Source organism: Actinomycetospora atypica (assembly GCF_042653685.1).
Lineage (GTDB): Bacteria > Actinomycetota > Actinomycetes > Mycobacteriales > Pseudonocardiaceae > Actinomycetospora > Actinomycetospora atypica.
Map to the genome: position 1 here is coordinate 30,881 of NZ_JBHSIV010000014.1, position 19,069 is coordinate 49,949.

General features: G+C 76.2%; 18 protein-coding genes. 8 read left to right on the forward strand and 10 right to left on the reverse strand.

Going from position 1 to position 19,069, the window contains the following annotated elements:
* Positions 1-66: 66 nt before the first annotated feature.
* Genes ACFPBZ_RS14810 through ACFPBZ_RS14820 form a run of 3 tightly spaced genes read left to right on the forward strand, consistent with a single transcriptional unit; the run spans position 67 to position 3,140 of the window.
* Positions 67-1,875 carry a hypothetical protein gene (locus ACFPBZ_RS14810; protein WP_378036837.1) on the forward strand — a complete coding sequence of 603 codons (1,809 nt, stop codon included), beginning with the start codon at positions 67-69 and terminating at the stop codon, positions 1,873-1,875.
* 24 nt (positions 1,876-1,899) lie between these two features.
* Positions 1,900-2,730 carry an SDR family NAD(P)-dependent oxidoreductase gene (locus tag ACFPBZ_RS14815; RefSeq protein ID WP_378036838.1) on the forward strand — a complete coding sequence of 277 codons (831 nt, stop codon included), beginning with the start codon at positions 1,900-1,902 and terminating at the stop codon, positions 2,728-2,730.
* The gene (locus ACFPBZ_RS14820; protein ID WP_378036839.1) at positions 2,730-3,140 is read left to right on the forward strand and encodes a pyridoxamine 5'-phosphate oxidase family protein; all 411 of its coding nucleotides are present in this window, start codon (positions 2,730-2,732) and stop codon (positions 3,138-3,140) included. The genes ACFPBZ_RS14815 and ACFPBZ_RS14820 overlap by 1 nt, the downstream gene beginning before the upstream one ends.
* Positions 3,141-3,772: 632 nt before the next feature.
* Here the strand turns inward: ACFPBZ_RS14820 and ACFPBZ_RS14825 are convergent.
* From ACFPBZ_RS14825 to ACFPBZ_RS14835, 3 genes are all read right to left on the reverse strand, one after another.
* Positions 3,773-5,761 carry a mannosyltransferase YkcB-related protein gene (locus ACFPBZ_RS14825; protein ID WP_378036840.1) on the reverse strand — a complete coding sequence of 663 codons (1,989 nt, stop codon included), beginning with the start codon at positions 5,759-5,761 and terminating at the stop codon, positions 3,773-3,775.
* Positions 5,762-5,823: 62 nt separating this feature from the next.
* Entirely contained in the window at positions 5,824-6,738 is a 915-nt protein-coding gene (locus ACFPBZ_RS14830) for a TIGR03854 family LLM class F420-dependent oxidoreductase (protein WP_378036841.1), read from the reverse strand.
* Positions 6,735-7,475 (reverse strand): type 1 glutamine amidotransferase, encoded by a 741-nt coding sequence (locus ACFPBZ_RS14835; RefSeq protein WP_378036842.1) that lies wholly within the window; start codon positions 7,473-7,475, stop codon positions 6,735-6,737. The genes ACFPBZ_RS14830 and ACFPBZ_RS14835 overlap by 4 nt, the downstream gene beginning before the upstream one ends.
* A gap of 42 nt (positions 7,476-7,517) precedes the next feature.
* On the opposite strand from ACFPBZ_RS14835, the gene ACFPBZ_RS14840 reads away from it, so the two are divergent.
* Positions 7,518-7,949, forward strand: a complete 432-nt coding sequence (locus tag ACFPBZ_RS14840) for an HIT family protein (protein WP_378036843.1) — start codon at positions 7,518-7,520, stop codon at positions 7,947-7,949.
* 215 nt (positions 7,950-8,164) lie between these two features.
* Positions 8,165-8,452 (forward strand): hypothetical protein, encoded by a 288-nt coding sequence (locus tag ACFPBZ_RS14845; RefSeq protein WP_378036844.1) that lies wholly within the window; start codon positions 8,165-8,167, stop codon positions 8,450-8,452.
* A 13-nt stretch (positions 8,453-8,465) separates the two neighbouring features.
* On the opposite strand, the gene ACFPBZ_RS14850 is transcribed toward ACFPBZ_RS14845, so the two are convergent.
* Positions 8,466-9,521, reverse strand: coding sequence for a tryptophan--tRNA ligase (locus tag ACFPBZ_RS14850; RefSeq protein WP_378036845.1), 1,056 nt, complete (start codon positions 9,519-9,521; stop codon positions 8,466-8,468).
* Between the two features lie 42 nt (positions 9,522-9,563).
* On the opposite strand from ACFPBZ_RS14850, the gene ACFPBZ_RS14855 reads away from it, so the two are divergent.
* Positions 9,564-10,223 carry a Crp/Fnr family transcriptional regulator gene (locus ACFPBZ_RS14855; protein WP_378036846.1) on the forward strand — a complete coding sequence of 220 codons (660 nt, stop codon included), beginning with the start codon at positions 9,564-9,566 and terminating at the stop codon, positions 10,221-10,223.
* Positions 10,224-10,272: 49 nt separating this feature from the next.
* On the opposite strand, the gene ACFPBZ_RS14860 is transcribed toward ACFPBZ_RS14855, so the two are convergent.
* From ACFPBZ_RS14860 to ACFPBZ_RS14880, 5 genes are all read right to left on the reverse strand, one after another.
* On the reverse strand, positions 10,273-11,079 hold the full coding sequence (locus ACFPBZ_RS14860; protein WP_378036847.1) for a hypothetical protein: 807 nt from the start codon (positions 11,077-11,079) through the stop codon (positions 10,273-10,275).
* Between the two features lie 112 nt (positions 11,080-11,191).
* Positions 11,192-11,926, reverse strand: coding sequence for a maleylpyruvate isomerase family mycothiol-dependent enzyme (locus ACFPBZ_RS14865; protein WP_378036848.1), 735 nt, complete (start codon positions 11,924-11,926; stop codon positions 11,192-11,194).
* Entirely contained in the window at positions 11,920-15,006 is a 3,087-nt protein-coding gene (locus ACFPBZ_RS14870; RefSeq protein WP_378036849.1) for an adenylate/guanylate cyclase domain-containing protein, read from the reverse strand. Before ACFPBZ_RS14870 ends, ACFPBZ_RS14865 begins: the two co-directional genes overlap by 7 nt.
* A 37-nt stretch (positions 15,007-15,043) precedes the next feature.
* Entirely contained in the window at positions 15,044-15,376 is a 333-nt protein-coding gene (locus tag ACFPBZ_RS14875; RefSeq protein ID WP_378036850.1) for a DUF3817 domain-containing protein, read from the reverse strand.
* 43 nt (positions 15,377-15,419) lie between these two features.
* Positions 15,420-15,653, reverse strand: a complete 234-nt coding sequence (locus tag ACFPBZ_RS14880; protein WP_378036851.1) for a hypothetical protein — start codon at positions 15,651-15,653, stop codon at positions 15,420-15,422.
* A gap of 71 nt (positions 15,654-15,724) precedes the next feature.
* Here ACFPBZ_RS14880 and ACFPBZ_RS14885 point away from each other — a divergent pair, with 71 nt between their 5' ends.
* A complete protein-coding gene (locus ACFPBZ_RS14885) occupies positions 15,725-15,967 on the forward strand; it encodes a hypothetical protein (RefSeq protein WP_378036852.1) in 243 nt (80 codons plus the stop codon).
* On the opposite strand, the gene ACFPBZ_RS14890 is transcribed toward ACFPBZ_RS14885, so the two are convergent.
* On the reverse strand, positions 15,936-16,829 hold the full coding sequence (locus ACFPBZ_RS14890) for a LysR family transcriptional regulator (RefSeq protein WP_378036853.1): 894 nt from the start codon (positions 16,827-16,829) through the stop codon (positions 15,936-15,938). The two genes, ACFPBZ_RS14885 and ACFPBZ_RS14890, sit on opposite strands and share 32 nt — an antisense overlap.
* A 122-nt stretch (positions 16,830-16,951) precedes the next feature.
* Here ACFPBZ_RS14890 and ACFPBZ_RS14895 point away from each other — a divergent pair, with 122 nt between their 5' ends.
* A complete protein-coding gene (locus ACFPBZ_RS14895; RefSeq protein ID WP_378036922.1) occupies positions 16,952-19,045 on the forward strand; it encodes a prolyl oligopeptidase family serine peptidase in 2,094 nt (697 codons plus the stop codon).
* Positions 19,046-19,069: the final 24 nt, after the last annotated feature.

Here is a 19,069-nt window from a genome sequence, read left to right on the forward strand (position 1 = left end):
GGTCGACGGCGGCAGAGGTGGCCGCGCTGGTCGGCCCGCAGCACGGCCGTCACCGGTCTGTTCGCGGTGGCGGTGCTCGCGGCCGCACTGGGCGTGGGGCGCACCGTCGTGGCGCCGGTCGGGCCCAGCGAGCAGGCGGCGGGCACGTCCGGCTCGTCGCGCGCGCTCGTCCCCGAGACGAGCGAGGCGGAGCCGTCCGACGGCTTCGGCTCGGCCGGCCGCCCGACGTCCGACCCGGGAACGGGCGCGTACGGCTCCGGCGCTCCGAGCACAGTGGTGCCCCTGCCGGGGTCGCCGGGCGAGTCCGACGCGTCCGACGACGCCCTCGCCCCGCCGCTGACCCCCATCCCGGTCCCGGGCGCCCGCACTCCGGGCAGTGCCCCGCCGCCTGCCACGAGCACACCGGCGGGGTGGGACCCGCCGCTCGACCCGATCGTGCCGAGGTCCCCGGCCCCGTCCTCGCCCTCGTCGACGGCCCCGCCCGCCGCGCCGGCCTCCCCGCTCGCCCCGGCTCCGGCGTCGCCCGTGGACCCGGCGCCGGTCTCCCCGGTGGTGCCCGCGCCCGCCGCTCCGGTGGTGCCGGCGCCGACGGGCGCTCCCGCAGCCCCGGGCGTGCTCGACCTCCCGGGCCGCGTGCTCGACCCGGTGCTGCCCGACCGGGACGCTCCCGCCCCCGGCCCTGCCGACGGCGGCCGCGGCGGCAACGGCAACGGCAACAGTGGCGCTCGTGCGGCCGACGCCCCGAAGGCTGCCGAGACCCCGAGGGCCGACCCGCCGCGGACGCCGAAGGACACCCCGAGGACTGCCCAGGACGCGCCGCGCACCGAGGACCGGGAGGCGCGGTCGGCCGCCCCGTCCCTGCCCGCGGTCGCGCCCGCCGGCTGGCCGATCCCCATGCTCGGCGCGAGCAGCTCCGACTCTCCGTCCTCGACGGCGACCACCACGGCCCGCGTCCCCGGCGAGGCGACCTCCACCGGCACGGGCTCCACCCTCGTCCCGCGGGGTGGTGCGGCGACCACCACCGGCTCCGCGCTTCCCGAGGGCTGGCCGATCCCCACGCTCGGGTCGGCCGCCACCGACGCCCCGCCCGGCTCGTCCGACGCGATCACCACGACCACCGGCGGCGCCACCGCGTCGCGCTCCCCGGGCGCCGCCACCGGCAGGTCGGCCCCGGCCGCCACGGGCACGTCGACCCCCGCCCCCACGTCGGCCACAGGCGCCCGGACGACGACCGGGGCGCCGTCGACCACCGTGCTCGACGAACCGGAGTCGAGTGCCACCGACCCGACCACGGGCGTGACCACCACCCGGAGCCGGGCCGTCGACCCGTCGTCGGGCTCGGTGACCTCGCGGTCCACGCGGGTCGACCCCTCGACGGGGTCGCGCACCACCCAGACCACCACGCGGTCGGCCGACTCCTCGACCGTGGAGGTCACCACCACCACGGAGAAGCCCGACCCGACGACCTCGTCGTCGACCAGCGAGCGGTCGAGCTCGACCCAGGAGCCCAGCTCGTCCCAGCGGTCGAGCTCAGCGCCGCGGTCGAGTGCGGAGAAGTCCAGCTCGGCCCCGCGGTCGAGTGCGGAGAAGTCGAGCTCCGCGCCGCGGTCGAGCTCGTCGAAGTCCAGTTCGTCGGTGAAGTCGAGCACGAAGCAGGACTCCGACGGGTCGACGGTGAAGGAGACCACCACCTCCGACGACGAGGGCAACAGCGTCACCAAGCGCAGCGTCACGAGCTCCGGCGGCGACGAGAAGACCGTCTACACCGCGCAGTCCTCGGACGGGGAGACCGTCGAGTACGAGACGAGCGCCGGGTCGGCGCCCCTCGAGGAGGAGGCGACGCGGAGCTGGTGGTCGTGGCTCTGGTCGTGGTGAGGCCGAACGGGGTACAGGGGCGACGTGCCGCTGCCCCCACCCGGTCCTGACTCCCACGTCCTCGTCACCGGCGCCTCCTCCGGGATCGGCGCGGAGATCGCCCGGGCCCTCTCGGCCCGGGGTTATCCGACGCTGCTCGTCGCGCGGCGCGAGGAGGCCCTCACCGACCTCGCCGCCGAGCTCTCGCGGCGGACCGGCCTGACGAGCGAGGTGCACGCCGCCGACCTCGGCGACGACGACGGGCGCGACACGGTGCGCGACCTCCTCCTGCACGACGAGCGCGTGATCGGGTTGGTCAACGCCGCGGGCTTCGGGGTGACGGGGCGGGTCGCCGGGCTCGCGGAGCGCGAGGAGGACCGGGCGGCGCTCGACGGCCTGGTGCGGCTCAACGTGCTGGCCCTGCACGACCTCACGGTGGCGGCCATCGGCGCGTTCGTGCGCCGGGCCCGGTCGACGACGCGGACCGGGGCGATCCTCAACGTCTCCTCGATCACCGCGTTCCAGCCCCTCCCCGGGGTGGCGAGCTACGCGGCGAGCAAGGCGTTCGTGCAGTCGTTCTCCGAGGCGGTGCACACCGAGCTGTCCGGGACTGGCGTCAGCCTCACCACCCTGAGCCCCGGGCTCACCCGCACCGGCTTCGCCGACGCCGCCTCCACCGACGCGTTCGACAAGGCACCCGGCTTCACGGTCGGGGAGGCCTCGGACGTCGCCGAGGCGGGGGTGGCCGCCATGGCCGCCGGGCACCGGAGCATCGTCCCGGGCCTGGTCAACCAGCTGAGCGCCGCCGGGGGCCGGCTCGCCCCGCGCACGCTCCTGCTCCCCGCGTTGAACTCCGCGATGGACTGGTTCGGCTGATGACGATCACCGCAGCCGACCTGCACGCCCGCGGCGAGGAGTTCGCGGAGTTCTGGCGCGAGTACCACCTGTGCACCCTCACGACGCTGCGCCGCGACGGCAGCCCCCACGTCGTCCCGGTGGGCTGCACGCTCGACCTCGACACCGCGACCGCCCGCATCATCACCTCGGGCACCAGCCGCAAGGCCGCCCACGTGCGGCTCGGCGGGGACGACGGGGTCCGGGTGGCGGTCAGCCAGGTCGACCGCGCACGGTGGTCGACCCTCGAGGGCCTCGCCGTCGTCCGCGACGACCCGGAGTCGGTCGCCGACGCCGAGGCGCGCTACGCGGCTCGCTACCGCACCCCGCGCGAGAACCCGCGCCGCGTGGTCCTGGAGATCACGCTGACCCGGGTCCTCGGGAGTCGCTGACGGCTCGTCGGCTCCCGGGTCGTGGGCGGGCCGCACGGGCGGGGGGTCCGACGCCGCGTTGCGCGCCGCACACGGTTGGCGGCGAGTCGGTCTGGTGCGGGTCCCGCGTTGCGCGACGCAGACGGTTGGCGGCGAGTCGGTCCGGCGAGGGTCCTGCGTTGCGCGCCGCACACGGTTGGCGGCGAGTCGGTCTGGTGCAGTCCGGCGTTGCGTGACGCACACGGTTGGCGGCGAGTCGGTCCGGTGCAGGTCCTGCGTTGCGCGCCGCAACGGATGCAGGTCCTCCCGCGCCTCGTCTCGGCCGTGTGTGTCCCGCAACGCCATGAACATCGGGTCCGGCTCTGTCCGGCCGTGTGTGTCCCGCAACGCCGTGGGCATGGGGTCCGGCCGCTCCCGGCCGTGTGTGTCCCGCAACGCCCTGGGCGTCGGGTCCGGCCGCTGCTGGCCGTGTGCGTCCCGCAATGCGGTGAACATCGGGTCCGGCCGCTGCTGGCGGTGTGCGTCCCGCAACGCCGTGGGCATCGGGTCCGGCCGCGTCCGGCCGTGTGTGTCCCGCAACGCCGTGGGCGTCGGGTCCGGCCGCTGTTGGCCGTGTGCGTCCCGCAACGCCGCCGGCGGTCGGTCCGGGGACGTCACGGGATCCCGACGACCGGAGTGGTCAGGTCGTACACGGTGGTCCCGCCGACCGTGGTCGGCGCGAAGTGCTGCTTCACCCACGCGGTGATCTGCACGGTGGCGTCCGAGCCGCCGGTGTCGGGCACCGAGGTGAGGCCCGCCCCGAGGAAGTAGTGCACCCGCCCCTGCGCGACGAGCTGCTGGAACTCCGCGAGGGTGGGGGAGGGGTCGGTGCCGTTGAACCCGCCGAGGGGCATCACGGGGGCGCCGCTCGCGAGCTGGTAGCCGGCGGCGGGCATCGAGCCCACCGACGCGGCGACCCAGGTGTGGCCCGTCGCGCCCGCCTGCAGGAACGAGGTCAGGGCCGACGAGGGCTCGGAGGCCCGCAGCAGGGCCATCGCGCCGCCGGGACCACCGCGCCCCGGCGCCGGAGAGCCGGGACCACCCCGGCCGGCCGCATGCTGCCCGGGCCCGCCGCGCCCGCCGTGTCCTCCACCGAAGCCCGATCCGGAGGGGCCGGCGGTCGGGATGATCTCGGTGTGGGCGGTCGAGGCCGTGACCGCCGCGTAGGCCACCGGGCCGCCGAGCCCGGCGAGCAGCGCGGTCGTCGTGACGGCCACCGCGAGCAGGCGGCGCGCCCCGACGACGAGCAGCGCGAGGGCCGCGAGAACGCCCGCCGCGAGGACGACCGCCCGCAGCCCGGGCAGGAAGGTCGGGGTCTCGCGCAGCAACCACCACGACCAGACCGCCGTCGCCGCGATCCCCGCCGCCAGCACCCGGCGCCACGGCGAGCGCCAGAGCTCGACCACGCCGACGGCCGCGAGCGCCGCGATCCACGGGGCGAGCGCGACCGCGTAGTACGGGTGGATGATCCCGGCCGCGAGGCTGAACACCCCGGCGGTCACCACCAGCGACCCGCCCCAGAGCAGGACCCCGGCCCGACGACGGTCGGCGCGCGCCGCCCTCCCGACGAGCACCAGGAGCGCGATCCCGACGATCAGCGCGAGCGGCAGCAGCCAGGCGACCTGGGCCGCCATCGAGCCGGTGAACAGGGCCGACCAGGAGTCGGTGGAGGTCGCGCCACCCATGCCGCCGCCGCGACCACCGCCCCCGAGCTGCCCGGTCTCGTCCCCGGTCAGCCGACCGACACCGTTGTAGCCGAACGCCAGCGACAGCACGCTGTCGTCCTGCGAGCCACCGACGTAGGGCCGCGACGCCACGGGCCACAGCTCCACCACGGCCACCCACCACCCGGCCGAGACCAGCAGCGCGGCGCCCGCGGGCAGGAGGGCGAGGAGGCGCCGCCGCCAGGTGCCGGGCCCGGCGACCAGGTGCGTCGTCAGGAAGGCGGGCAGGACGAGGAAGGCCTGGAGGGACTTCGTCAGGAACCCGGTCCCGATGCAGGCGGCGGCGAGCACCAGCCACCAGGTCGACGACCGGGTCGACGAGGCGTCGACCGAGCGCACGAGCGCCCAGGCGCCGGCGACGAGGAGCAGGCAGAGCAGGGCGTCGGGGTTGTCGAAGCGGAACATCAGGACCGCGACCGGGGTCAGGGCGAACGCGAGGCCCGCCAGCAGCCCGGCGACGGGTCCTGACCAGCGACGCACGGCGCTCGTCAGGAACCCGACGGCCGCGACGCCCATCAGCGCCTGCGGCACGAGCAGCGACCACGACGAGAGCCCGAACAGCCGCGCCGAGAGCCCCATGACCCACAGCGACGCGGGCGGCTTGTCGACCATGATCGACGCCGGGGCGTCGGACGCCCCGAAGAACCACGCCCTCCAGCTGACCGAGCCGGCCTGGGCGGCCGCGGCGTAGAACGCGTTGCCCCACCCGGAGGCGGAGAGCCCGACGAGGTAGAGCGCCGCGGTGCCGACGAGCAGGGCCGTGAAGAGCAGCCGGTACCACCGTTCGCCGCCACCCCGGCCGGAGCGAGCGGCACTCTCGGTGCCTCTATGTGCGCGAGAGTGCCGTTCGCTCCACCGCGGCCGGGTCAGCAGACTCATGACGACGAGCCTCGGCCGGGCCGGTGATCAGCGGGTATGTCCGGCCTGTGGGCCGGCTGTGCTCACCGCTCCAGCGGCGTGAGCTCGACGGCGAACCCGTCGAGGAAGTCGTCCCAGTCGTGCGGCGCGACGGCGGGCCGCACCACGAACTTCGTGATCCCACCCTCGACGAACTCGCCGACGAGCCGGCGGGCGTGGTCCCAGTCGGTGGCGACGAGGTCGTCGGCGCCCTCGGCGTCGGGGCGCCGGTGGGCGGCGGAGGCGCGGGCGCGGGCCGCGTCGTCGTCGGAGGTGCCGGGCGGAAGGACCAGCAGGTTCGTCCCGTAGTGGTCGTCCTCGACGTGCCGTCCGGCGGCGTCGGCGGCGTCCGCGATGACCCGCCGGGCGGCGGCCGCCTCGGCGGGGGTGACGAACGAGGCCAGCCACCCGTCGGCGAGGCGCCCGACCCGGCGCAGCGCGGCCGGGACGAGCCCGCCGAGCCAGAGGTCGAGCGGCTTCGTCGGGCGGGGCTCCACCACGGCCTCGTCGAGGGTGAAGAACGTCCCGTGGTGGGTCACGACGGGCTCGGAGAGCAGCCGCCGCACCACGGTGAGGGCCTCCTCGAACACCGCGGCGCGCGGTCCCGGCACCGGGTAGGAGGTGCGCTCGGCGGGGGTCGCGGGCTGCAGCCCGAACACGGGCAGGATGCGGCGCGGGGCGAGCGCGGCCAGGGACGCGAGCTGGTGCGCGACGACGGCCGGGTTCCGGCCGGGGAGCACGACGACGCCCGTGCCGAGCTTGAGGTGCTCGGTGCGCCCGGCGGCCCACCCGAGGGCGATGAGGGGCTCGACGGCGGGGGCGGCGATGCGGTCGGGGAACCAGACCGAGTCGATGCCGCGGCGTTCGCACCCGTCGACGAGGGCGAGGGTGGCGGCGGCCGGGTCGTCCCGCGAGGGGCCGGCGCCGATCCCCAGCCGGACCTTCATGTCCGCGCTCACGCGCCCACCTCCGCGGTCTGTCCGGTCAGGAGCCCGGTGCGGCGCGCGAAGTCGTCGAAGAGCCGCCACGCGCGGAGCCGGGAGTCCTCCGCGCGCTCGGCCACCTCGGCGCGCAGGCCCTCGGTGGTGATGCCGAGATCGTCGAAGGCGGCCTCGATCGAGGTACCGGTCCAGCGCGCCACCCAGGTCTCGTACTGGCCGGGGGTGATCTCGGGGTGGAACTGCACGCCGAGGTGCGGCCCGACGCGGAAGGCCTGGTCGCAGCGCTCCGAGCGGGCGAGGACCTCGGCGTCGGGCGGGGCGGTGAACGAGTCGAAGTGGAACTCCATCCACGGCCCCTCGTCGATCGCGGGGTCGGACGACGTGATCGTCCGGAACCCGTTCTCGTTCCGCCCGTCGGCCTTGTTCGCCGACCCGCCGAGCACCCGGGCCAGGAGCTGGCCGCCGAAGCAGATGCCGAGGACCGGGGTGCCGATCTCGACGGCGCGCAGGAGGAGGTCGATCTCGGCGCCGAGCCAGGGCACGGAGTCGTCCCACGCGCCCTCCGCGGAGCCGAGGACGGCGACGGCGTCGACCGTCGACGGGTCGGGCAGGTCGGTCCCGGCGACGCCGGGGACCACCGTCACCCCGCGGTCGCGGGCCCACGACGCGAGCGATCCGGCCTGCACCAGGACGGTCTCGGGGGTCACGGCGTGGCCGATCACCAGCATCGTCGGGCCGGGGGAGGAGGGATCCATGCCGGGTGCAACGCACGACGGGCCGACGACCATCCTGGGCGCGTGTCCAAGCCCTGCGCGTTCTGCGCGATCGTCGCCGGGGACGCCCCCGCCCACGAGGTCCACCGCGACGACCACACGGTCGGCTTCCTCGACCTCAAGCCCGTGTTCCCGGGCCACGTCCTGCTCGTCCCGCGCCGGCACGTCAGCACCCTGGCCGACCTGCCGCCCGACGAGGTGCCCGGCTTCTTCGCGCTCGCCCAGCGCCTCGAGCGGGCGGTGGAGACGGCCATGGACGCGCCCGGGTCGCTGGTGCTGGTCAACAACGTGGTGAGCCAGTCGGTGCCGCATCTTCACCTGCATGTCATCCCGCGTCGCCCGAAGGACGGACTGCGCTTCTTCCTCGGTCCGCGTCACCCTTATCGGGACACGGACGAGGCGGCGTCCGTCGCGGAGCGCATCGGCGGGCTGCTGCAGGTGGACGCAGGAGCTTGAGCCGCCCGGCGCAGCGCGGTCAGGTCAACTGGCTGTGAAGCTACGTCCAACGGTCGGCACGACGCGCTCAGCGGTCTCAGGTTGTACGTCCATTCGTGTGGTTTGAGCCCCTCATCACGCCTCGTGCTGCCATAGTCACGGTGCGCGGACGAGAACGGTGACCTCCGGGTCGATCACCGTCCGCGACGAAGACGACGCCGACGCAGGAGGTTGGGATGACGGTCCTCGGATGGGTCGCCGTTCTCGTCGGGGCGTGGTGCGCCGTCTCGGTTCTCGCGGCCCTCGGGCTCGGGGCGCTGCTGCGCCGCGGCTCGGCGGTCGACGGCGACCTGGTCGACCAGGGACGCGAGCGCGAGGAGCTGCGCCGCGGTGCCCTCGCGATGTGGCTCGCCGAGATCCCGCGCGTCCCCGACACCCCGGCCGAGCTGGTCGACGCCGTGCCGGCGCCGCGCCGGCCGCGCGACGTGGGCTCGGGCATGAACGAGGTCCCCACGCTGCGCTGAGCGGCGGCGGGACCTACCGGTCGATGCCGATGGCCGACCGGACCGACGTGAGCACCCGCTGGGCCCGCTCGCGCGCGACGTCCCCGCCGCGGGCGAGGGCCTCGTCGAGCTCGCTGCCGGGCTCCATGAGCGCCTCGTAGCGCTCGCGCATCGGCCCGAGCCGCTCCTCGAGCACGTCCGCGAGCTGGTTCTTCAGCTCGCCCCAGCCGACCCCGCCCGCCTCGAGCCGGGCGCGGGTGTCGGCGACCTGGTCCGCCGGCGCGAACTGGGCGAGGATCTGGAACACCGCCGACGAGTCGGGGTCCTTCGGGTCCTCGACCGGCGTGGAGTCGGTGGGGATGCGCCGCACGAGCTTGCGCAGCTTCGGTGCGGACAGGAACAGCGGGATGTAGTTGTCGTAGGACTTCGACATCTTGCGGCCGTCGAGGCCCGGCAGCGTGTGCCCGGTGGTCTCCGGCGGGATGACCGCCTCCGGGATAGGGAAGCGGTAGCCGTGCGAGCCGTAGAGGTGGTTGAAGCTGCCCGCGATGTCGGCGGCGATCTCCACGTGCTGCAGCTGGTCGCGCCCCACCGGGACGACGTGCGCCTCCATGATCAGGATGTCGACGGCCATGAGGATCGGGTAGTTGTAGGTGCCCATGTTGATCCCGGCGTCGGCGTCCTCCCCGGCGGCGAGGTTGGCGTCGCGGGCCGCCTTGTAGGCGTGCGCCCGGTTCATCAGCCCCTTGCCGGTGAGGCACGACAGGATCCACGTCAGCTCGAAGGTCTGCGGCACGTCGGACTGTCGGTAGAACACGGTGCGCTGCGGGTCGAGGCCCGCGGCCAGCCACGTGGCGGCGACCGAACGGGTCCAGTGGGCGAGCTGCTCGGGTACCCGGGCCGTGGTGAGGGCGTGGTAGTCGGCGATGAAGTAGAGCGACTCGTACTCGCCCGTCATCGCGATCGCGGGCTCGATGGCGCCGACGAGGTTGCCGAGGTGGGGCTCCCCGGTCGGCTTGACGCCGGTGAGGGACCGCCTGGCCGCCCCCGGGGTCGAGCTCCGCGCCGCTGCGTCTCCCGTACTGCTCACGATGATCGAGCCTAGTCGGCGCCCGCACTACGATTTCGCCCCGTGGAGCTGCTCGCGGACATGTCGGCCGAGGACCGCCGCCAGGTGCTCGCGAGCGGGCGCCGGCGCCGGTTCTCCCCGCGCGAGGTGGTGTTCCACGAGGGCGACCCCGCCGACACGTTCCTGCTCCTCGACTCCGGGCGGGTCGCGGTGCGCGCGGCGACGCCGATGGGCGACACGGTGACGTTCGCGGTCGTCGGGCCGGGCGAGACCGTGGGGGAGCTCGCGCTCATCGACTCCGGGGCGCGCCGGTCGGCGTCGGTGGTGGCGCTCGAGGCGACCGAGGCGTGGTCGTTCTCCGCCGACACCTTCCACCGGCTGCGCCGCACCAACGCGGGGGCCGACGCCTTCGTCCTGCAGACCCTCGCCGCGCAGGTGCGCCGGCTCTCCGGGCTGCTGGTGGAGGCGCTGCACCTGCCGGTGGAGACGCGGGTGCTGCGCCGGCTCACCGACCTCGAGCGCGTCTACCGCGGCAGCTCCGACCCCACGCAGATCCCGCTCACCCAGGACGAGCTCGCGTCGCTGGCGGGCGCGAGCCGGGCAACGGTGAACAAGGTGCTCCGCGACCTCGCGGCGGTGGGGCTGCTCGAGCTGCGCCGGGGCCGCGTCGTCGTGCTGGACCCGGCGGGGCTGGAGCGGCGGGGGTCGTCGGGCCTGTCGTGACGGTGGCGATTGTGACGTCGAGTGTCAGCATGGCCGCAGTGCTGACACATCACCCCGCCTCGTGCAGCGGGGCCTGGCGCCACCGCGCCCGCCACTCGCTGCGGTGCGCGAGGACGACGGCGCCCGGGCGCATCCGGCCGAACTCCTTCTGCACGGCGCCGACCCGGTCGAGCACCGGCCCGCGCCGGCCGGTGCTCGCGCAGGTCGCGTAGGGGCGGGTCGTCGCGAGGAACGCCACCCCCGCGCGCTCCAGCGCCGCGGCCAGGAACGCCGTCGAGGGGCACGACGCGCCCGTCACGACGACCTCCACGGTCGCCACCCCGTCGCAGCGCGTCGTCAGGTGGGCGGGCACCGCGGCCGAGGCCGGGAGCGTCAGGGCCACCGGGCCGTGCTCGAGCCGCTCGTCGATCCCGGCGAGGAACTCCTCGGGCGAGGGGTGCAGGGCCTCGACGTCGACGAGGTCGAGGAGGCGCTCGCGGGTGGTCGTGACGGCGGGGGTCCACGACTCCGGTCGTCCCAGGCCGTGGCGCAGGGCCCGGACGACGGCCGGGTGGGGGTGGGAGGTCAGCGCGTAGCCGGGGCCGGAACCGTGGATGACGGGGGTGCCCAGGGCGAGGGCGGTGGCGGCGAGCGCGCGGTCGTCCTCGTCGGACAGGACGAGGCGGTGGGTCGACCAGTCGGTGCGCCAGAAGCGGTCGAGGTCGGCGCGCTCGGCCCCGGTGAGACGCCGGCCGACGACGGCCTCGGCCAGCGCGTGGGCGTCGGTGGCGCACTCCTGCTCCGGGCGGGGGGCGGGCCGTGCGGGGCGGGGGGTCGTCATGAGGCCGGTGCCGTAGGACTCGGTCATGACGGTCATCGCCGGGCCTCCTGGGAGTGCGGTGCTGCGGGCGAGGTGAACCCTGCCCGCCGCACCCGACGATGTCCGTCCACTGGACGACCTCCGCTGTGTCACCGAGGTGACACAAGCCCTACGGGCCCATGAACCACGTCTTGAACCCGGCCGCGAGGTCGGCGTCGCCCGTGACCGCGAGCCCGTCGAGTCCGGCCCGACCCAGGGCGAACCGCAGCACCGCGGTGTCGGAACCGGCGATCGTGGCGGTGAGCGGCTCGTCGGGCGCCGCCTGCCACGCCCCGTCGAGGAAGCCGAAGCGCAGGTCGAACGACGTCCCGGCGAGCCCGATCACCGTGCCGTCGGCCGGGGGCTCCGCGGCGGCCGCTCCCGCGAGCACCGGGAACACCGGGGGCAGGACGGCGGCGGTGGCGCGCACCACGTCGTGGCCCAGCGGCTCGTCGTGACCCAGCGCCGCGGCCACGTCGTCGGCGTGGAACCCGGCCTCCATCGTGAAGACCTGCAGCGCGAACGGCGTGGGGACGGCCCCGAACGGGATCTCCACGGCCGCACCGAGCTCGTCGGCGCGCTCCAGCTCGCCCACCAGGTCGGCCACCGAGCCGCGCAGGGCGGCGAGCACGTCGTCCGCGGGCTCGATCCCCTCCCCGCTGCCGGGCTCGCGGGTCCGCGAGCGGCGCAGGGCGTCGGCCTCCATGGACGTGCCCCAGGCGGCGTGGCGGGCGAGGTCGAGCACGGTCCAGCCGGTGCAGCGCGTGGGCCCGGCCCAGGCCTCGTCGGGAAGGCCCTCGAGGTGGTCGAGGGCGGAGGTCCAGCAGCGGCGGACGGCGGTCAGCGCCTCGTCGTCGGTCAGCATCGGGCGGTTCCTTCCGGGCGGAGGGCGGCGCGGGACCGCGCCGCGGCGTGGACGGCCCCCGTCGCCTCGTTGAACTCGAGGGCGCGGTGCAGGTGGTGGGCGGCGTCGCGGCCGGCGGCCCGGGCGGCGAGGCCGCGGAAGTGCTCGGCGGCGCCGAGGCACAGCGCGCCCGATCCGACGACCACGGCGAGCCCGTCCCACGGCGCCAGCAGGTCGTGCAGTACGGCGCCGAGCACCGCGTCGCCGACCGCGTCGGCGATCTCCGCGGCCTCGGCGAGCAGGAACGCCCGGGCGCCGTCGTGGCCGAGCATCGCGAAGCCGTCGGCGGCGCACCAGGTGAGCAGGCGGGCGGCCTCGTCGAGCTGCCCGGCCCGGGCGTGGCCCACGGCGACGTGCATCCAGGTCCGCCCGCCCACCTCCGCGGCGGTCCGGCGCAGCATCGGCAGGGCGAGCCCGGGGGTGCCGAGCAGGGTGTGCAGGGTGAGCAGCTGGACGCCGTGGACCTGGCCCGCGTCGCCGTAGTGCCAGCGCTCGCCCTCGCGGCGGAAGTGCTCGACGGCCTCCGCGGCCTCGTCGGGCCGGCCGTGGTGCAGCTGCATCATCGCCCGCCACATCGCGGGGTACCAGAGGTGCAGCGGGCGCTCGGCGAGTCGGCCGGCCTCGGCGGCGAGGGCGACGGCCTCGTCGGTCGACCCCACCTCGAGCCGGTCGACCATGTGCACCCGCAGCGCCTCGAACTCCCGCTCGCGGTCCCCGGCGGCCCGCGCGGTCGCCACCAGCTCGGCGTCGTCGGCGAGGCGGGCGCGGATCGACGCGGGCGCCGCCAGCATCGGCCGGCGCGCGAGCAGGGCGTAGGCGAGGGCGCCGGGGTCGTCGGCGCCGCGGGCGAGGGCGATCGCCTCCTCGCCCAGGGCGTGGGCGGTGGCCGCGTCGCCGCCGTAGCCGTGGGCGCGGGCCAGGGCGGCGAGCAGCCGGGAGCGCAGCCCCGCGTCGTCGCGCGGGGTGAGGGCGAGGGCGTCGCCGAGCAGCTCCAGCGACCGGGCGCCCCACTCGGCGCGGGGCAGCCGGCTGTCGAACAGCGCGTCCTCGTAGCCCAGCGCGGCCCCGGCCCGGGCGGCGTGGGTCCCGGGTTCCGCGGCCTCCGCCACGGCGGTGAAGGCGGGCATCGCGTCGACCAGCCGCCCGGCCCGGCGCAGGGCCTCGGCGTGGCGCAGGCGCCGGTACGCGCGGAGCCCGGACGGGGCGGGGTCGGCGGTGACGCCGACGTCGTGGGCGCGGGCGAAGAGCTCCGCGGCTCGCTGCGGCTCGCTGCCGATCACCGCCTCGCCGGCCCGGGTCAGTGCCGCCGCCGCCCGCCGGGCGAGCTCGTCGCGGGGCACACGCCCGTCGATCGGCCCGCCGAACGCCGGCGCCTCGTCGAGCGCCGAGGTGAGGTGGCGGGCGACCAGCTCGACCCGGCCGCCGCGGTCGGAGAGCCACGTCGCGAACCGCAGGTGCAGCGCGGCCCGGCGGGCGCGGGGCAGCGTCGCGTACGCGGTGTCGCGCAGGACGGCGTGGCGGTAGGTGTAGGACGCCGGGTCGTCGACCCCGGGGTGCGGGCCGGTGAGCAGCCCGGCCCCGGTGAGCTCGGCCAGGGGCCGCTCGGGCTCGGGCACGCCGAGCTCGGGCAGCGCGGACGCCGGCAGGGTCCGCCCGGCCACCGACCCCTGCCCCAGCAGGGCCCGCGACGGGGCGGGCAGCGCGTCGAGCTGGCCGAGGTAGATCGCGCGGACCGTGCTCGGCACGCCCGCGGTGCCCGGGTTCGCGAGCTCCCACGAGCGCAGCAGCTCCACCACGTAGAGCGGGTTGCCGCCCGCGGCCCGCTGGATCCGCGCGACGACGTCGGGGGCCAGCTCGGCGCGGTCGGCGACCACCGCGGCGACGTCGTCGTCGGTGAGCGGGTCGAGCACGTGGACCGCGCCGGTGGGGGAGTGCTCGCCGGGTCGCGCGGTGAGGACGACGAGGCGCGCGGTCCGGTGGGGCGCGGCGGTGGCGTGGGCGAGGAAGGCGTGCAGGTCGGCCCCGGCGAGGTGGACGTCGTCGAGCACCCACACCGGGGTGGGGCCGCCCTGGGCGTCGAGGACCGCGGTCCAGGAGGTCCACAGCTCCTCGGGCGTGCCGTCGAGCCGGTCGCCGGTGAGCAGCGCCGCGGTGTGGCGGGCGGAGACCTCGGCGCGGGGCCCGACGACGCCGTGGCGGGTCAGCCGGTCGACGACGGTCGCGGGGGTGACGCCGGCCTCGGTCAGCAGCGCCGCCACCGGCGCGTAGCCGGGCTCGTCGCGCCGGACCCGCGCGAGCCACACCGGGGCGGCGGTGCGGGCGCGGAACTCCTCGACGAGGCGGGTCCGGCCCACTCCCGGCGGGGCGAGCACGGTCAGCCGCTCCGCGCCGCGCGCCCCGCGGTGGGCCTCGGCCAGCAGGGCGAGGTCGGCGGCGGCGTCGCGGAATCGCGCGACGCGCCCGCCCGCACCGGCGGGGCGCGGCACCACCCGGTACGCCGCCACCCGCTCGGCCCTGCCCTTGAGCGCGACCTCCCCGAGCGGCTCCACGACGAACGCCTCGCCCACCGCGAGCGCGGTGTCGGGCCCGACGGCGACCGTGCCCGGCGCCGCGACCGACTGCAGCCGGGCCGCGGTGTTCACGACGTCGCCGGACAGGCGCCACGACCCGTCCGGCGCCCAGGTCACCACCACCTCGCCGGTGTGCACCCCCACACGCACCCGCAGCGTCCCCGCCGGCAGCCCGAGCTCGGCCTCGACGCGGGTCATCGACTCGATCACCGCGAGGCCCGCGCGGACCGCGCCGACGCCGTCGTCGGGACCGAGCACCGGCAGCCCGAACGTCGCGAGGACGGCGTCGCCGATGTACTTCTCCACCTGCCCGCCGCCGGCCGCCACGAGCCCCGCGACCTGCGAGAAGTAGTGCTCCTGGAGCACCGCGACGTCCTCGGCGTCGAGCTGCTCGACGAGGCTGGTGAACCCGACGAGGTCGACGAACAGGACGTGCACCAGGCGCCGCTCCGAGGGGCGGGGCGTCGTCACGATCGGGTATTCAACACGGCTGATCAGGCGCGGCGCATCATCCGCCGGTCGGACGCACCAGGCCGCCCCGGCGGTCCACCGCGCGCTCGAAGAACACCGTCGCCAGGGGCGGGATGCTCGCCGCGAGGCCGACGACCGTCCGCCCGGCGCTCCAGCGGAAGGTGCGGGCCGCGGCGAGGGTGACGAGGACGTAGGCGACGAACAGCGCGCCGTGGATCGGACCGAAGATCTTCACCCCGAGGTCGTCGAACACCACGAGGTACTTGAACACCATCCCGATCAGCAGGCCCGTCCACGAGCACGCCTCGGCGATCGCGACGACGCGGAAGACGGTGGCGAGGGTCGAGGGGGAGCGGGTCGCGGTGGCCACGGGATCCGAGTCTTCCCGACGATGCCGCGGGGCGGGTGTGAGGTCAGTCCCGGCCTGCCCCGCCCCGGCCGGCTCCGTCCTCGGCGTCGACGATCCGGCGGACGCTGTTGCGGTGGTAGCCGGTCAGCTCGGCGACCTCGGTGACGGTGACCCCGGCCGCGAGGGCGTCGCGCATCGCCGCCACGAACTCGGCCTCCGCGGCCTCGGCGGCCCGACGGGCGGCCTCGCGCTCCCGGAGGGCGGCGTCGAGACGCGCACGCACCTCCCTGGGGTCCACCACAGCACGGTGACGTGCACCAGACATAGTGCATGACGGCAGATCGCCTGTGCACCAGGTATGGTGCACTCATGAGCCCGCGATGGCACCTGCACGCCCGGCTGTTCGAGGGGAGCCTCGACGCGCCGCGGCGCAACGAGCTGCGCACGGCCGAGGGCGACGACCGGCAGGTGCTGGAGGAGCTGGCCGACCAGCTGCGGGAGCGGGGCTGGCGGGTGTGGCTCTACGAGCGGCGCGAGGGGCGGCCCGGGAGCCTGGGGACGCAGGGGCGGTCGCCGGGCTTCACGGTCGTGGCGGAGTGGCGGGAGGTGTAGCGGCCACCAGCGCCCGCACCAGGGCGTCGGCGGCCGGGCTCGTCGCCCCTCGAGGCCAGGCCAGCACCAGTCGGGCGCGCACGTGCGGGGCGTCGAACGGCACCGTGACGAGGTCCTCGGTGTGCAGTGCCGACAGCGAGGCCGGCAGCACCGCCGCGCCGAGCCCGCGGGCGGCGAGCCGCGCGAGCACCGCCGGGTCGCTCGCGCTGCAGGTGACGCGCACCGGCACCCCCGCGCAGGCCAGGTCGAACGCCTCCCGCAGCGCGTTGCCCTCGACCGGCGCGACGACGTCGCGGCCCGCCAGCCCGCCCGGGGCCACCGACGACGACGAGGCCAGCGGGTCGCCCGGCGGCACCGCCAGCACCAGGGTCTCCTCGGTGACGGTCCGGGTCGCGAGGTCGTCGGGCAGGTCGCCCGCAGCCCCCACGAGCACGACGTCGAGCCGGCCGGCGCGCACCAGGTCGAGGAGCCGCCCCGACCCCGCCTCGAGCAGGGAGCACGTCACCTGCGGGTGGGCCGCCGAGAAGTCCGCGAGCACCCCGGGGACGTCGAGGAACACCCCCGAGGTCACCATCCCGACGCGCGCCTCCCCGCGCAGCAGCCCGTCGAGCTCGTCGACCACCCGCTGCACGCCGGCGACCGCGTCGAGGGCGGCGCGGGCCGCGGCCACCACCGCCACGCCCACCGGGGTGGGGCGGACGCGCGGTCCGGAGCGGTCGAGCAGCGGGTGCCCCAGCTCCCGCTCGAGCTTGCGGACCTGGGCGCTCACGCCCGGCTGCGCGATCCGCAGGCGCTCGGCGGCCCGCGTGAACCCGCCCTCGTCGGCCACCGCGACCAGGTACTCGAGCTGGTGGAGCTGCATCAGCGATGGCTATCACGACCGACCGCCTCAGGTCCCGCGCTTCTGTCCGGGGCGCGCCCGGCCTCGTCGTCGGCTTCGTCGACGGGACGGACGAGGCAGGATGACCGGCCGTGAGCGCCGCGATGACACAGGACTCCTTCCCCCGCCGCCAGGCCGCGACCCGGCGCTTCACCCTCGGGGCGCCGCGCGGCGTGACGGTGGCCCCGGACGGGTCGCGGGTGGTCTTCCTGCGCAGCCGCGGCGGGGACGACCCGGTGACCTGCCTGTGGGTGTTCGACGTCGCGAGCGGCGAGGAGCACCTGCTCGTCGACCCCCTGGCGCTCGACGTGCCGGGGGAGGACGACCTGCCGCCCGAGGAGAAGGCCCGCCGCGAGCGCGTGCGCGAGCAGTCCGGCGGCGTCGTCGACTACGCCTGCGACCGCGACGTCGCCACGGCCGCCTTCGTCCTCTCCGGCCGCGCGTTCACCGTCGCGTTGACCCCGGGGTCGGCGCCGGAGCCGCTGCCGGTCGAGGGGCCGGTGGTCGACCCGCGCCCGGCCCCCACGGGCGGCGCGGTCGCCTTCGTGCGCGGCGGCGCGCTGCACGTCCTCGCCGACGGGCGCGAGAGCGTCGTCGCGAGCCCCGAGGCCGAGCACGTCACCTACGGCCTGGCCGACTTCGTCGCCGCCGAGGAGATGAACCGCTACCGGGGCTACTGGTGGGCGCCCGACGGCTCGGCGCTCGCGGTCGCCCGCGTCGACGACACCGCGGTCACCCGCTGGCACATCGCCGACCCGGCCAACCCCGAGCGCGACCCGGCCGTCGTCGCCTACCCCGCCGCCGGCACCACCAACGCGACCGTGACGCTGCACGTGATCGGGCTCGACGGGTCGCGGGTCGACGTCGGGAACCCCGACGAGTACCTCGCCGACGTCACGTGGGACCGCCACGACCTGCTCGTCACTACCGCGCCCCGCGACCAGCGGAGCGTGACCCTGCGCCGGGTCGACCCCTCGTCGGGGACCTCGGCGGTGGTGCGCACCGAGACCGACGACGCCTGGGTCGACCTCGTGCCCGGCATCCCGGCGCACCTCGACGACGGTTCCCTCGTCTGGTGCTCCGACGTCGACGACGCGCGGCGCCTCGTCGTCGGCGACCAGGTCGTCACCGGACCCGAGCTCCAGGTCCGCGGGGTCGCCGCGGTCGACGGGACGACCGTGCTGTTCACCGCGTCGCGCGCCGGGACGCCGACCTCGACGGTGCTCGCGATGTACTCGCCCGAGGCCGGCGTCTCGGTGGTCAGCGCGGAGTCGGGCGTCGCCTCCGGGCGGCTCGCGGGCGGGGTGCTCGTGGTCTCGCAGGTGTCCCTGGAGCACGACGGCGCGGTGACCACCGTGTCGGGCGGAGGTCGCTCGACGGTGCTGCGCTCGTTCGCCGAGTCGCCCGACCTCGAGCCGCGCGTGCACGTCTTCGCCGCGGGGGAGCGGGGCCTCGCGACCGCGGTGCTCCTGCCGCGCCACCACATCCCCGGCTCCGAGCGGCTGCCGGTGCTGCTCGACCCCTACGGCGGGCCGCACTCGCAGCGGGTCGTCGACGCGCGCGGAGCCTTCCTGACGAGCCAGTGGTTCGCCGACCAGGGCTTCGCGGTGGTCGTGGCCGACGGGCGCGGGACCCCCGGGCGGGGCCCGGCGTTCGAGCGGGCCGTGCACGGCGACCTGGCCGAGCCGGTGCTCGCCGACCAGCTCGACGCGCTCGCCGCGGCCGCGAAGGAGGTCGAGGACCTCGACCTGTCCCGCGTCGCGATCCGCGGCTGGTCCTTCGGCGGCTACCTCGCCGCCCTCGCGGTGCTGCGCCGCCCCGACGCGGTGCACGCGGCGATCGCGGGCGCCCCGGTGACCGACTGGGCGCTCTACGACACCCACTACACGGAGCGCTACCTGGGGACACCGCAGTCGTGGCCGGAGGCCTACGACCGGTCCTCGATCATCTCCGACGCGGCGACCCCCGCGACGGCCGAGGCGCCGATGCGCCCGCTGATGCTCATCCACGGGCTCGCCGACGACAACGTGGTCGCCGCGCACACCCTGCGCATCTCCTCGGCCCTGCTCGCGGCCGGGCGGCCCCACCAGGTGCTTCCGCTCTCCGGCGTCACGCACATGACGCCCCAGGAGGTCGTGGCCGAGAACCTGCTGCGGCTGCAGGTCGCATTCCTCAGGGAGTCGCTCGGGGTCGTCTGAGTGTCCGCACTGCGGCCATGCTGA

Coding starts and splice junctions, on each gene's coding strand:
- ACFPBZ_RS14820 (WP_378036839.1), top strand. CDS start 2,730: ATGACGATCACCGCAGCCGACCTGCACGCCCGCGGCGAGGAGTTCGCG.
- ACFPBZ_RS14825 (WP_378036840.1), bottom strand. CDS start 5,761: ATGAGTCTGCTGACCCGGCCGCGGTGGAGCGAACGGCACTCTCGCGCA.
- ACFPBZ_RS14835 (WP_378036842.1), bottom strand. CDS start 7,475: ATGGATCCCTCCTCCCCCGGCCCGACGATGCTGGTGATCGGCCACGCC.
- ACFPBZ_RS14845 (WP_378036844.1), top strand. CDS start 8,165: ATGACGGTCCTCGGATGGGTCGCCGTTCTCGTCGGGGCGTGGTGCGCC.
- ACFPBZ_RS14860 (WP_378036847.1), bottom strand. CDS start 11,079: ATGACCGTCATGACCGAGTCCTACGGCACCGGCCTCATGACGACCCCC.
- ACFPBZ_RS14865 (WP_378036848.1), bottom strand. CDS start 11,926: ATGCTGACCGACGACGAGGCGCTGACCGCCGTCCGCCGCTGCTGGACC.
- ACFPBZ_RS14885 (WP_378036852.1), top strand. CDS start 15,725: ATGAGCCCGCGATGGCACCTGCACGCCCGGCTGTTCGAGGGGAGCCTC.
- ACFPBZ_RS14890 (WP_378036853.1), bottom strand. CDS start 16,829: ATGCAGCTCCACCAGCTCGAGTACCTGGTCGCGGTGGCCGACGAGGGC.
- ACFPBZ_RS14895 (WP_378036922.1), top strand. CDS start 16,952: ATGACACAGGACTCCTTCCCCCGCCGCCAGGCCGCGACCCGGCGCTTC.